This is a genomic window from Streptomyces galbus (genome assembly GCF_005280195.1).
Taxonomy (GTDB): domain Bacteria; phylum Actinomycetota; class Actinomycetes; order Streptomycetales; family Streptomycetaceae; genus Streptomyces; species Streptomyces galbus.
Map to the genome: position 1 here is coordinate 96,759 of NZ_SZPR01000018.1, position 13,128 is coordinate 109,886.

At 74.8% G+C, this 13,128-nt stretch carries 10 protein-coding genes; 8 read left to right on the plus strand and 2 right to left on the minus strand.

The genetic code is table 11. The features are described 5' to 3' along the window. Positions 1 to 37 precede the first annotated feature (37 nt). The 8 genes from E4U92_RS21605 (at position 38) to E4U92_RS21640 (ending at position 11,137) form a co-directional block, all read left to right on the plus strand. Complete coding sequence (locus E4U92_RS21605; protein WP_137302097.1) at positions 38 to 2,302, plus strand: molybdopterin oxidoreductase family protein; 2,265 nt, start codon at positions 38 to 40, stop codon at positions 2,300 to 2,302. A 124-nt stretch (positions 2,303 to 2,426) separates the two neighbouring features. Beyond that, positions 2,427 to 3,869 (plus strand): CitMHS family transporter, encoded by a 1,443-nt coding sequence (locus tag E4U92_RS21610; RefSeq protein ID WP_137302098.1) that lies wholly within the window; start codon positions 2,427 to 2,429, stop codon positions 3,867 to 3,869. A gap of 68 nt (positions 3,870 to 3,937) precedes the next feature. After that, positions 3,938 to 5,167, plus strand: coding sequence for an MFS transporter (locus E4U92_RS21615; RefSeq protein WP_137302099.1), 1,230 nt, complete (start codon positions 3,938 to 3,940; stop codon positions 5,165 to 5,167). A 102-nt stretch (positions 5,168 to 5,269) separates the two neighbouring features. Further along, positions 5,270 to 5,923 (plus strand): hypothetical protein, encoded by a 654-nt coding sequence (locus E4U92_RS21620; protein ID WP_137302100.1) that lies wholly within the window; start codon positions 5,270 to 5,272, stop codon positions 5,921 to 5,923. Between the two features lie 250 nt (positions 5,924 to 6,173). Next, complete coding sequence (locus E4U92_RS21625) at positions 6,174 to 6,986, plus strand: class F sortase (RefSeq protein ID WP_229862663.1); 813 nt, start codon at positions 6,174 to 6,176, stop codon at positions 6,984 to 6,986. Positions 6,987 to 7,212: 226 nt separating this feature from the next. Further along, positions 7,213 to 8,550 carry an ABC transporter ATP-binding protein gene (locus E4U92_RS21630; protein WP_137302101.1) on the plus strand — a complete coding sequence of 446 codons (1,338 nt, stop codon included), beginning with the start codon at positions 7,213 to 7,215 and terminating at the stop codon, positions 8,548 to 8,550. Between the two features lie 100 nt (positions 8,551 to 8,650). Next, entirely contained in the window at positions 8,651 to 10,039 is a 1,389-nt protein-coding gene (locus tag E4U92_RS21635; RefSeq protein WP_137302102.1) for an aldehyde dehydrogenase family protein, read from the plus strand. A 15-nt stretch (positions 10,040 to 10,054) separates the two neighbouring features. After that, positions 10,055 to 11,137 (plus strand): Zn-dependent alcohol dehydrogenase, encoded by a 1,083-nt coding sequence (locus tag E4U92_RS21640; RefSeq protein WP_137302103.1) that lies wholly within the window; start codon positions 10,055 to 10,057, stop codon positions 11,135 to 11,137. Positions 11,138 to 11,143: 6 nt separating this feature from the next. Here the strand turns inward: E4U92_RS21640 and E4U92_RS21645 are convergent, their stop codons facing one another. Together E4U92_RS21645 and E4U92_RS21650 are read right to left on the minus strand one after the other, a co-directional pair. Continuing rightward, positions 11,144 to 12,076, minus strand: a complete 933-nt coding sequence (locus E4U92_RS21645) for a DMT family transporter (RefSeq protein WP_137302104.1) — start codon at positions 12,074 to 12,076, stop codon at positions 11,144 to 11,146. Positions 12,077 to 12,393: 317 nt separating this feature from the next. Further along, positions 12,394 to 13,104 (minus strand): ArsR/SmtB family transcription factor, encoded by a 711-nt coding sequence (locus tag E4U92_RS21650; protein WP_137302105.1) that lies wholly within the window; start codon positions 13,102 to 13,104, stop codon positions 12,394 to 12,396. Between the last annotated feature and the right edge of the window lie 24 nt (positions 13,105 to 13,128).

Here is a 13,128-nt window from a genome sequence, read left to right on the forward strand (position 1 = left end):
TACCGCCCACCGTCGCCGCGTCCCACCGGGAGGACCCGTGTCCCGCACCGCCCTGCGAATCTGCCCCCTGTGCGAGGCCACCTGCGGGCTGACCCTGACCGTCGAGGGGACCCGGGTCACCGGAGCCCGCGGCGACCGCGAGGACGTCTTCAGCAAGGGGTTCCTGTGCCCCAAGGGCGCCGCCTTCCCCGCCGTCGACGGGGACCCGGACCGGCTGAGCGGCCCCCTCGTCCGGCGGGACGGCGAGCTGCGCGAGGCGACCTGGCAGGAGGCGTTCGACGCGGTCGCCGCCGGGATACGCCCGGTCGTCGAACGGCACGGGCCGCACGCCGTCGGCGTGGTCCTCGGCAACCCCAACGTGCACACCGTGGCCGGCGGCCTCTACCCGCCGGTGCTGCTCGCCGGCCTCGGCACCCGCAGCGTGTTCACCGCCTCCACGCTCGACCAGATGCCCAAGCACGTCTCCAGCGGGCTGCTGTTCGGGGACGCCAACGCCATCCCCGTACCGGACCTCGACCGCACCGACCACCTGCTGCTGATCGGCGCCAACCCCCTGGAGTCCAACGGCAGTCTGTGCACCGCCCCCGACTTCCCCGGCCGGCTCAAGGCGCTCAGGGCCCGCGGCGGCACCCTCACCGTCATCGACCCGCGCCGCACCCGCACCGCACGCCTCGCCGACCGGCACGTCGCCATCCGCCCCGGCGCCGACGCGCTGCTGCTCGCGGCCACGGCCCACGTGCTCTTCGAGGAAGACCTGGTCCGCCTCGGGGAGTTGGCGCCGCACGTCCAGGGCCTCGACGAACTCCGCGCCGCCCTGGCGGACTTCACGCCCGAGAGCGTGGCCGCCGCCTGCGACGTCGACGCGGACACCGTCCGGGCGCTGGCCCGCGAGCTGGCCGCCGCGCCCACCGCCGCCGTCTACGGCCGCATCGGGAGCTGCACGGTGCCGCACGGCACGCTCGCGAGCTGGCTGGTGGACGTGCTCAACGTCCTCACCGGCAACCTCGACCGGCCCGGCGGCGCGCTCTTCCCGCAAGCCGCCACCGACCGCACCCCGCGGCCCGCCGGACCCGGCCGCGGCTTCGCCCTCGGCCGCTGGCACTCCCGGGTGAGCCGGCACCCCGAGGCCAAGGGCGAGCTGCCGCTGTCCGCCCTCGCCGAGGAGATCGACACCGCGACCGAGCAGGGCGAGCCGATCCGGGCCCTGATCGCCGTCGCCGCCAACCCGGTGCTGTCCGCTCCCGACGGCGACCGGCTCGACAAGGCCCTGGACTCGCTGGAGTTCATGGTCAGCGTCGACCCGTACCTCAACGAGACCTCCCGCCACGCCCACGTCGTTCTGCCCCCGCCGCCGCCCTCCCAAGCCCCGCACCACGACTTCGCGTTCAACACCCTGGCCGTGCGCCACCAGGTCCGCTACAACCGCCCCGCCGTGCCGCTCGCCCCCGGCCGCATGGCCGAGACCGAGATCATGGCCCGGCTGGTCCTGGCCGTCACCGGCCTGCACGGCACCGACCCCTCGGCCGTCGACGACACGGTCGTCGCCCAGACCCTCGGCCGGGCCGTCGGGGACCCGCACTCCCCGGTCCACGGCCGGGACCCGAAGGAACTCGCCGCCGCGCTGACCGGCGAGGACGGCCCCGAGCGCCGGCTCGACCTGATGCTGCGCCTCGGCCCCTACGGCGACGGCTTCGGCGCACGGCCGGACGGACTGACCCTCGCCCGGCTGCTGGAGCACCCGCACGGCATCGACCTCGGACCGCTGCGCCCGCGCCTGCCGCAGCCCCTGAAGACCGTCAGCGGCAAGGTCGAGCTGCTGCCGGAGCCGATCGCCGCCGACCTGCCCCGCCTGCGGCAGGCGCTCACCGCGAGCCCCGCCGCGCTGGTCCTCGTCGGCCGCCGCCACCTGCGCTCCAACAACAGCTGGCTGCACAACGTCCCGGCCCTCACCGGCGGTTCCAACCGCTGCACCCTGCACGTCCACCCCGCGGACGCCGAGCGGCTCGGTGTGCGCGACGGGCAGCCGGTGCGCGTCCGGGGCGCCGGGGGAGAGGTGACCGCCCCCGCGGAGGTCACCGAGGACGTACGGCCCGGGGTGGTGAGCCTGCCGCACGGCTGGGGCCACGACCGCCCCGGCACCCGGCTCGGCCACGCCTCCGCCGAGCCCGGCGTCAACGTCAACCAGCTCCTCGACGGCAGCCTGCTGGACCCGCTGTCGGGCAACGCGGTCCTCAACGGCTTCCCCGTCGAGGTGGTCCCGGTGGCCGAAAAGATCGAGGCGCTGAGCAGCGCAAAGCCGTGACCAGCGGTTTTGCGCTTATTGCTCGCACGTCAACGTCTTGTTAACGCCGGACGACGGGTCCTAACGTCAACGCACCGCCGACCCCCAGGTGGGATGTTCAAGGGCGAACGTTAGGTATCCACTCATGCTGACCCTCCTCGGCTTCGCCATGATCGCGACCTTCCTGGTCCTGATCATGCTGAAGAAGATGTCGCCGATCGCGGCGCTCGTGCTCATACCCGCGCTGTTCTGCGTGTTCGTGGGCAAGGGCGCCCGGCTCGGCGACTACGTCCTCGACGGCGTCACCGGGCTCGCCCCGACCGCGGCGATGCTCATGTTCGCGATCGTCTACTTCGGCGTGATGATCGACGTCGGTCTCTTCGACCCGGTCGTGCGGGGCATCCTGAAGTTCTGCCGGGCCGACCCGCTGCGCATCGTCGTCGGGACCGCGGTGCTCGCCGCGATCGTCTCCCTGGACGGCGACGGCTCCACCACCTTCATGATCACCGTCTCGGCGATGTACCCGCTCTACAAGCGCCTGAAGATGAGCCTGGTCGTGATGACGGGCGTCGCCGCGATGGCCAACGGCGTGATGAACACGCTGCCGTGGGGCGGCCCCACCGCCCGCGCCGCCACCGCGCTCAAGATCGACGCCAGTGACATCTTCGTGCCGATGATCCCCGCCCTCGCCATGGGCCTGCTGTTCGTCCTCGCGCTCTCGTACGTCCTCGGCCGCCGCGAGCGCAAGCGGCTCGGCGTGCTGACGCTGGACGAGGTCCTGGTGGAGGAGGCGGAGAAGGAGCCGGAGGCGGAGACGGTGCTGGTCGGTGCCGGGTCCGGCGCCGGCGGTACCGCGAAGGGCTCGGGTGCCGGCGGCCCCGCCGCGGGCTCCGGCCCCGGCGCCGGTGCGCACCCGGGAGAGTCCGGGCAGCCGGAGGACGACACCTTGCAGGGCCTCGACCCCCACCGCGCCACCCTGCGCCCCCGGTTGTACTGGTTCAACGCGCTGCTCACCGTCGCGCTGCTCACCGCCATGATCATGGAGTGGCTGCCCATCCCGGTGCTGTTCCTGCTCGGCGCCGCGCTCGCCCTGACCGTCAACTTCCCGCACATGCCCGACCAGAAGGCCCGCATCGCCGCGCACGCCGAGAACGTGCTCAACGTCTCCGGCATGGTCTTCGCCGCCGCCGTCTTCACCGGGGTCCTGCAGGGCACCGGCATGGTCGACCACATGGCGACCTGGCTGGTCGACAACATCCCCGCCGGGCTGGGCCCGCACATGGCCGTGGTGACGGGCGTGCTGAGCATCCCGCTGACGTACTTCATGTCCAACGACGGCTTCTACTTCGGCATCCTGCCGGTGCTCGCCGAGGCGGGGCAGGCGCACGGGGTCTCCGCCGTGGAGGTGGCCCGCGCCTCGATCATCGGCCAGCCGCTGCACATGTCCAGCCCGCTCGTCCCGGCCGTCTACGTCCTGGTCGGCATGGCCAAGGTGGAGTTCGGCGACCACACCCGGTTCGTGGTGAAGTGGGCGGCGCTGACCTCGCTCGTGGTGCTCGGCGCCGCAGTCCTGTTCGGCATCGTCTGACCTCCCCTCCCGGACACCCCACGGACCACCGACGGACCACCGACGGTTCACCCCACGGAGGAAGACCCATGGCGCCCGGTGGGAACCGCGGCTGGCTGCTCCGCCTCGTCATCGCCTTCGGCTGCGCGCAGGGGGCGGTGTCGATGGCCCGGCCCGCCGTCTCCTACCGGGCGCTCGCGCTGGGCGCCGACGAGCGGGCGGTCGGCGTCATCGCCGGTGTCTACGCCCTGTTCCCGCTGTTCGCGGCGGTCCCGCTGGGCCGGCGCACCGACCACGGCCGCTGCGCGCCCCTGCTGCCGGTGGGCGTGGTCCTCATCGCGGGGGGCTGCGCGCTCAGCGGCCTCACCGGGTCCCTCGTGGCGATGGCCCTGTGGAGCGGGGTGATGGGGCTGGGCCACCTGTGCTTCGTGATCGGCGCCCAGTCACTGGTCGCCCGGCAGTCCGCGCCGCACGAACAGGACCGCAACTTCGGGCACTTCACCATCGGCGCCTCCCTCGGCCAGCTGGCCGGGCCGATCGCCGCGGGCGGGCTGATCGGCGGGCCGGACCGGGCCGGCAGCAGCGCGCTCGCCCTGCTGGTCGCGGGGGCGGGCGCGGCGGTGGCGTTCACCTCGCTGTGGCGCATCGAGGACGACACGGCCGCCAAGAACCGTACCGCAGGCGGCAGTCGGGTCCCGGTGGGCCGCATCCTGCGCACCCGGGGCGTGCCCGCCGGCATCCTGGTGAGCCTGTCGGTGCTGTCCGCGACCGACATCCTCACCGCCTACCTGCCGGTGGTCGGCGAGCACCGGGGCATCGCCCCGTCGGTGGTGGGCGTCCTGCTGAGCGTGCGCGCGGCGGCCTCGATCGCCTGCCGCCTGGTCCTCACGCCCCTGCTGCGGCTGCTCGGCCGCACCGCGCTGCTGGTGGTGACCTGCGCGCTGGCGGCCCTGTTGTGCGCGGGCGTCGCGCTGCCCGTGCCGGTGTGGGCGCTGGGCGCGATGCTCGCGGTGCTGGGCTTCTGCCTCGGGGTGGGGCAGCCGCTGTCGATGACGACGGTCGTGCAGGCCGCGCCCGAGGACGCCCGGTCCACCGCCCTCGCGCTGCGGCTGACCGGCAACCGGCTCGGGCAGGCCGCCGCCCCCGCGGGCGCGGGCCTGATCGCCGGCCTCGCGGGCGTGGCGGCCCCGTTCGTGCTGCTGGGGGCGCTGCTGCTCCTGTCGGCGGGGGTGGCGCTGCGCGCGCCGGGGACGGCGCCGCGCCCGGAGGCGGGGGAGCGGCGCGGGCGGCCGGGACTGCGCCGTACGAGCGATATCTGACGGCGTGCCGCGCGTCGCTGCCGCGACGCGCGGGGGTGCATGGCAGAGAGTCCGAGGCGAAAGAGCGATTTGTATGAAAATCGTCCTGACTCGGAGGAATGCATGCCCACCCTGACACTTCCACGCCCCCACGGCTCCCGCGTCGGTGCCGCCGTCCTCCTCACCGCCCTCGCGGCCTCCGGCGCGTCGTTCCTCGCGGCGCCCGCCGCCGTCGCCCAGGGCGAGGCCGGTGACATCCGGGTCCACCGCGAGCAGGTGCCCTTCGGCGTCTCCAAGGACGACCCGCTGGTCTGCCGCTTCTACCTGGACGCGGTCAACTTCGACACGCTGCCGACCATCGCGTACACGATCCTCGCGCAGCCCCCGCTGCCCACCGCCGCCACCGTCACCGGCACCATCCCGCTCGCGGGCGGCGCCGGGCACACCGACCCGCTGGGGCTGGCCGACGGCCAGTACAAGATCACGTGGATCGTCGCGGGCGTCCCCAAGGAGAAGGTCTTCCGGGTCAACTGCCACGACGGCAAGCACGAGGGCGAGCAGGGCCCCGGGGAGATCCAGGACAAGCAGGGCGACGCGGGCTGGGGCCAGGGCGAGCAGGGCGGCCCCAAGGGCGGTGTGCACGCGGGCGGCGGCGGCCTCGTCGACACCGCGGCCGCCTACAGCCCGGTGGCCGCCGCGGCGGGGGTCGGTGTCGTAGCGGTCGGCGCCGCCCTGTACGTCCGCAAGACGCGCCGGCGCACCCATGGTGCCGCCTAGGCCGCGTCCGCAGGGTCCCTCGCCCGGAGGAGGCGGCCCCGGCCCCGCGGCGTCCGGCAGCCGCTCCCGCCGCCCCGGGCGAACCTCCGAGTACGGCCCGTACGCGGGCGTCCGCCCGGCACGCCGGGAGTACGCACCGGACGCGGCGGAGCCCGTCCTGCGGGCGGACGACGCGACGTCACGGACCCGGCCTCGGCGCAGACGCCGGCCGTGGCACCGGACGCGTGCCTTCCGCCTCACCAGGACGGCCGTGCTGGCGGTCGTCCTGGTGACGGCGGGGGTGCGGTGCGGGGGTGACGACCGGCCGTCCGTGCCCCAGCGGGCGGAGGCCGCGGGCGCCCCGGGCCGCGCCGACGCCCGCGGGGACCCGCTCCCCGGGGAGACCGACGACGACGGCGCGCGGCCCACCCGGGCCGGTTCGGCGTCCCCCGCGCGGGGCGCCGCGGCGAGCCGTTCCCCGGCCGGGACGGCGAGCCCCTCCCCGGCGCCGTCCGCGTCCCGGTCCAAGGCCGGCCCGAGCACCGGTGCCACCGCGTCCGGCACCGCGGCGGGCGGCAAGGGGCGGGCGGACGCGAAGGCCGCGGGCAAGCCCCCCGCGACCCCGCTGCCCCCGTCCCGGCCGACCACCTTCGGCGTCCCCGCGCTGGGCATCAAGGCGCCCGTCATCGGCCTGCGGCTCGACGACCACCGGCAGTTGTCGACACCGCCGGTCGACCGGCCCAAGCTCGTCGGCTGGTACCAGGCCGGGCCCACCCCCGGCGCACCCGGCACCGCCATCGCCGTCGGCCACCGCGACACCACGACGGGACCCGCCGTCTTCGCCGCGCTGGCCGAGGTGAAGCCCGGCAACCACATCGAGGTCGGGCGCGCGGACGGCCGGACGGCCGTCTACACGGTGGACCGCGTGCGGGTGTTCGACAAGTCCGGGTTCCCCGACAAGGAGGTCTACGGCCCGTCCAAGCGCGCCGAACTGCGGGTGATCACCTGCGGGGGCCTGTTCACCCGGCGCACCGGCTACACCAGCAACGTGGTGGTCTTCGCCCACCTGACCGCCGTGAAATGACCGGACGGTGGGGACGGTCCCGCGCCGCCCCACCGCCCCGGCCCGCCGAACCACGGCGTCCGCTTTCTCATCCCTCGGACCGGACCGCCCGATTCCTCGTCGCCTCTCTTCCCCGGCCGCGCACAGTCCGTTAACTTCCGTGACTCATACGCCCCGTACGACCCGCACGGGGCGGCCCAGACCGCGGAGCACCAAGGGTCTGTCGTTTGGATCGGGGACGACTCTCATGACACGCGCCATCTCTCTGCACGACGTGAGCAAGGTCTACGCCAAGGGCGTCCGCGTGGTGGACCGGCTCACCCTGCACATCGAACCCGGGGAGTTCCTGGTCCTGCTGGGCCCCTCCGGCTGCGGCAAATCGACCGTCCTGCGCATGATCGCCGGCCTCGAGGAGATCACCGAGGGCGAGCTGCTGCTGGACGGCGAACCCGCCAACGACCTGCTGCCCTCCGCCCGCGACATCGCGATGGTCTTCCAGAACTTCGCGCTGTACCCCTCGATGAGCAGCCGGGACAACATCGGCTTCCCGCTGCGCATCGAGGCCCCCGGCGCCGACCCGGCCCCCCGGGTGGACGCCACCGCGCGCATGCTCGGCATCGAGGACCTGCTCGACCGCTTCCCGGCCCAGCTCTCCGGCGGCGAACGGCAGCGCGTCGCCATGGGCCGGGCCATCGCCCGCCACCCGTCGGCCTTCCTGATGGACGAGCCGCTGTCCAACCTGGACGCCAAGCTGCGCAGCCATCTGCGCGCCGAGATCTCCCACCTCACCCGGGACCTCGGCGTCACCACGGTCTACGTCACCCACGACCAGGCCGAGGCCATGTCCCTGGGCCACCGGGTGGCCGTCCTGCGCGGCGGTGTCCTGCAGCAGGTCGGCAGCCCGCGCGAGGTCTACGCCCTGCCCCGCAACATCTTCGTCGCCGCCTTCATCGGCACCCCGCGCATCAACCTGCTGCGCGGGGTGGTCCGCGCCCCGCTCGACGGTGCCATGACCATCAGCCTCGGCAAGCAGGCGCTGCGGTTGCCCGAGCCGCTGTCGGTCGACCACAGGCTGCTGCGCGTGCAGCAGGGCCGGGAGGTGATCGTCGGCCTGCGCTCGGAGGCGGTCCGCATCGCCGACCCCTCCACCGCCCGGCCCGGCGAGACGCTGATCACCGGGCTGGTCGAACACGTCGAGTTCCAGGGCCACGAGGCGCTGGTCCACTTCGACACCGGCTCGCGCCCCGCCGTCGTCCCCGAGCTGGAGGCGCCCCGCCCGGCGTCGCGGCCGTCGCGCCGCCGGCGCCGCGACGGCTCCGTGCTGGACCGGCTGCGCGAGCGCGCGGGCAGTCTGCGGGCCGGCCCCGTGGTGGTCCTGGACGAGCCCCCCGAGGCGGACCCGGCCCCGGTGGCCGCCGACGTCCGCCTCCCCGGCGACCTGGTGGTGCGCACCACACCCGACCTGGACCTGCGGCACGGCATGCAGGTGCCGCTGCTGGTCGACGTCGCCCACCTGTTCGTCTTCGACCAGCACGGAGAGCGCATCTGCCCCACCCCGGCCCGGCTCCCCGATCTGGAAGAGTGATCCCGAAGCGGCCCGTCCGCGCCCCGGTCACCCCTGGTGCCAGAAAACTAACACCGCTAGTTTGGGGTGCGGACCACGAGGACCGCCCGGAGGGAACGCGATGAAGGCACACGACGGCATCTACCTCGACGGCGCCTGGCGCCCGGCCCTGAGCGGGGAGGTGATCGACGTCGTCGACCCCGTGGACGAGCAGGTGATCGCCCGGGTCCCGGCGGCCGGCGCCGAGGACGTCGACGCGGCCGTACGGGCCGCCCGCGCCGCGCTGCCCGGCTGGGCGGCCACCGCCCCCGCCGAGCGGGCCGCCCGGCTGTCCGCCCTGCGGGACGCGCTGGTGGCCCGCAAGGACGAGATCGCCGAGACGGTCACCGCCGAACTCGGCGCTCCCCTGGCCTTCTCCCAGGCCGTCCACGCGGCCGTCCCGATCGCCGTCGCCGGCTCCTACGCCGACCTGGCCGCCCGCCACGCCTTCGAGGAGAAGGTCGGCAACTCGACCGTCTTCCACGAGCCGGTCGGCGTGGTCGCCGCCATCACCCCGTGGAACTACCCGCTCCACCAGGTCGTCGCGAAGGTCGCCCCCGCCCTGGCGGCCGGCTGCACGGTCGTCCTCAAGCCCGCCGAGGACACCCCGCTGGTCGCCCAGCTCTTCGCCGAGGCCGTCCACGACGCGGGCGTCCCGGCCGGGGTGTTCAACCTGGTCACCGGCCTCGGCCCGGTCGCCGGGCAGGCCCTCGCCGAGCACCCCGGGGTGGACCTGGTCTCCTTCACCGGCTCCACGGCCGTCGGCCGCACCATCGCCGCGACCGCGGGCGCCGCGATCAAGAAGGTCGCGCTGGAACTCGGCGGCAAGTCCGCCAACGTCATCCTGCCGAGCGCCGACCTCGCCAAGGCGGTCAACGTCGGCGTCGCCAACGTGATGTCCAACTCCGGGCAGACGTGCAGCGCCTGGACCCGCATGCTGGTCCACCGCGACCAGTACGACGAGGCGGTCGAGCTGGCACGCACGGCCGCCGCCAAGTACGGCGACCGCATCGGCCCGCTGGTCAACGCCAAGCAGCAGGCTCGGGTGCGCGGTTACATCGAGAAGGGTGTCGCCGAGGGCGCCCGGCTCGTCGCGGGCGGCGCCGAACCCCCGCGCGAGCGCGGCTACTTCGTCAGCCCCACCGTCTTCGCCGACGTCACCCCCGAGATGACGGTCGCCCAGGAGGAGATCTTCGGCCCCGTCCTGTCCGTCCTGCGCTACGAGGACGAGGAGGACGCCCTGCGCATCGCCAACGGCACGGTCTACGGCCTCGCCGGCGCGGTCTGGGCCGGCGACGAGGCCGAGGCCGTGGCCTTCGCCCGCCGCATGGACACCGGCCAGGTCGACATCAACGGCGGCCGCTTCAACCCCCTCGCGCCCTTCGGCGGGTACAAGCAGTCGGGCGTCGGCCGGGAACTCGGGGCCCACGGGCTCGCCGAGTACCTGCAGACCAAGTCCCTCCAGTTCTAAGGGAGTCCACCAGACATGGCCGTACGTGCCGCCGTCCTGCCCGCCATCGGCGCCCCGCTGGACATCACCGGGATCGAGCTGCCCGCACCGGGCCCCGGGCAGGTCCGGGTCCGCCTGGCCGCCGCCGGGGTCTGCCACTCCGACCTCTCGCTGGCCAACGGCACCCTGCGGGTGCCCGTCCCGGCCGTCCTCGGGCACGAGGGCGCGGGCACCGTCGTCGCCGTCGGCGAGGGCGTCACCGGCTTCGCCCCGGGCGACGGGGTCGTCCTCAACTGGGCGCCCTCCTGCGGCCGCTGCCACGCCTGCGGGCTCGGCGAGGTCTGGCTGTGCGCCGACGCGCTCAGCGGCGCCGCCGAGGTGTACGCCCGCACCACCGACGGCACCGACCTCCACCCCGGCCTCAACGTCGCCGCGTTCGCCGAGGAGACCGTCGTCCCCGTCTCCTGCCTCCTGCCCCTGCCCGAGGGCATCCCCCTCACCGACGCGGCCCTCCTCGGCTGCGCCGTCCTCACCGGCTACGGCGCCGTCCACCACTCGGCGCGGGTCCGCGAGGGCGAGACGGTGGCCGTCTTCGGCGTCGGCGGGGTGGGCCTCGCGGCCCTCCAGGCGGCCCGGATCGCCGGCGCCTCCAAGATCGTCGCCGTCGACGTCTCCCCGGAGAAGGAGGAGCTGGCCCGGGCGGCCGGCGCCACGGACTACCTCGTCGCCTCCTCCGACACCGCCCGCGAGATCCGCGCCCTCACCGGCAAGCAGGGCGTCGACGTCGCCGTGGAGTGCGTGGGCCGCGCCGTGACGATCCGCACCGCCTGGGAGTCCACCCGGCGCGGCGGCCGCACCACGGTCGTCGGCATCGGCGGCACCGACCAGCAGGTCACCTTCAACGCCCTGGAGATCTTCCACTGGGGCCGCACCCTCTCCGGCTGCGTCTACGGCAACTCCGACCCGGCGGCCGACCTCCCGGTCCTGGCCACCCACATCCGCGAGGGCCGCCTGGACCTGGCCTCCCTGGTCACCGAGCGCATCACCCTGGACGACATCCCGACGGCGTTCGACCACATGCTCGCGGGCAAGGGAGGCAGGGCCCTGATCGTCTTCTGACGACGCTCAGGTGACCTTCTCGGGCCGCGGCTCCCGCGCCGCGGCCCGCTCCCGCGTGCGGCGCCGCGACCGGGACACCGCCACACCCGCCAGGCACAGCGCCCCGCCCACCAGCGTGAGCACCCCGGGCACCTCGCCCAGCGCCAGCCACGACATCACCACGACGAGGGCCGGCACGGCATAGGTGGTCGCGCCCATCCGGCTGGCCGTGGTGCGCGCCAGGGCGTAGGCCCAGGTGGTGAAGGCGAGGGCGGTGGGGAAGACGCCCAGGTAGAACATGTTGAGGGTGGCGGACACCGGCGCCTTCGCCGCCTCGTGCACCAGCTGCCCGGCGAACGGCAGACAGGCCACGGCCCCGACCAGGCACCCGAACGTCGTCACCTGCAGGGCGCTCGCCGTCGCCAGGGCGGGCTTCTGCGCCACCACGCCGGACGCGTAGGCGACGGCGGCCAGCAGGCACAGCACCACGCCGAACACGGAGGACCCGCCCCCGCCCGACATCGACAACCCGACGGTCACCGCTCCGGCGAACGACACGGCCATCCCCGCCAGCAGCCGCGGCGGCATCGGGTCGCCGAGCAGCCGGGCCCCGAGCAGCGCGATCAGCAGCGGCCCCACGTTCACCACGAGCGCGGCCGTCCCCGCGTCGACCTGCTGCTCGCCCCAGTTCAGGGCGACCATGTAGAACCCGAACCACAGCACCCCGGACAGCAGGATGCCCCGCCACGCGGACCTCGGCGGCAGCCCTTCCCGCCGCACGGCCCACAGTGCGCCCAGCACCACGGCCCCCGACACCAGCCTGCCGAGCGCCAGCGCACCCGGTGAGTAGGCACCGCCCGCACTCCGGATCGACACGAAGGCGGAGGCCCACGCCACGACGGTGACACAGGCGGCCCCCGCCGCGAGAACCCGGGTCCGGTCGGACTGGCTGCGCATCATGCTCCTGAAGGGTAGACACCGGAACGCCTCGATCCCGGCGGACATCGGACAAGAAGGGCGAAGGGCCCTGTGTGATCAGGTCGAGGTGACCCACCTAAGGGCGCGGGGCCCTGCGCGACCGGGCTGGGGCTGACCCACCTCAGGGGCGCGGGTTCCTGCGCGACCGGGCTGGGGCTGACCCACCTCAGGGGCGCGGGGAACTGCGCGACCAGCCCCCACGCACCCGCACCCGGCACACCACCAGCACCCCCACCCCCGACGCCGCATCCCACGGCCCCTCACCGCACCCCCACCCCCGACGCCGCACCCCAGGCCCCTCACCGCACCCCCTCCACCGACACCCCCAACACCGCGAAGAACTCCCGCTCCCCGGCCGCCGTCACCACGACCGCCCGCTCGGACCCCACCCGCACGCACCACCCCGCCTCCAGCGCATGCCGGCACAGCGCCGCCCCCGCCACCCCCGCCAGGTGCGGCCTGCGTTCCGTCCAGTCGAGGCAGCCGCGGGCGAGCGGGCGCCGCCCGGACCGGTCCAGCGCGATGCCCACCCGCCCGAACCACTCCACGCCCGCGTCCGTCAGCGCGAACCCCGTGTCCTGCCGCAACAGCCCCCGCTCCGTGAGCGCGTCGGTCACCGCGATGCCGAGCCGCCCGGCGAGGTGGTCGTAGCAGGTGCGGCCGCGGGCCATCGCGGACCCGGCGCTCGCCTCCCGCAGCGTCCGGGGCCGTACGGCCTCCCCGGGCGCGACCTGCGCGGCCAGGTCCTCCACGAGCTGGGCGACCCGCGCGTCGGCGAGCCGCACGTACCGGTGCCGCCCCTGCCGCTCCTCCGCGAGCACCCCGCCCGCGACGAGCCGGCTCAGGTGCTCGCTGAGCGTGGAGGCGGCCACGCCGGCGTGCCGGGCCAGCTCACCCGCCGTCCAGGCCCGCCCGTCCAGCAGTGCGAGCAGGCACGCGGCCCGTGTCTCGTCGGCGATCAGCGCGGCCAGCCGGGCGAGGCCCGGTACCCGGGGGTCCCTGGTGGTCATGGACCCAGCATCGCGCACGGACAC

Coding starts and splice junctions, on each gene's coding strand:
- E4U92_RS21640 (WP_137302103.1), top strand. CDS start 10,055: ATGGCCGTACGTGCCGCCGTCCTGCCCGCCATCGGCGCCCCGCTGGAC.
- E4U92_RS21635 (WP_137302102.1), top strand. CDS start 8,651: ATGAAGGCACACGACGGCATCTACCTCGACGGCGCCTGGCGCCCGGCC.
- E4U92_RS21610 (WP_137302098.1), top strand. CDS start 2,427: ATGCTGACCCTCCTCGGCTTCGCCATGATCGCGACCTTCCTGGTCCTG.
- E4U92_RS21620 (WP_137302100.1), top strand. CDS start 5,270: ATGCCCACCCTGACACTTCCACGCCCCCACGGCTCCCGCGTCGGTGCC.
- E4U92_RS21615 (WP_137302099.1), top strand. CDS start 3,938: ATGGCGCCCGGTGGGAACCGCGGCTGGCTGCTCCGCCTCGTCATCGCC.
- E4U92_RS21630 (WP_137302101.1), top strand. CDS start 7,213: ATGACACGCGCCATCTCTCTGCACGACGTGAGCAAGGTCTACGCCAAG.
- E4U92_RS21645 (WP_137302104.1), bottom strand. CDS start 12,076: ATGATGCGCAGCCAGTCCGACCGGACCCGGGTTCTCGCGGCGGGGGCC.
- E4U92_RS21650 (WP_137302105.1), bottom strand. CDS start 13,104: ATGACCACCAGGGACCCCCGGGTACCGGGCCTCGCCCGGCTGGCCGCG.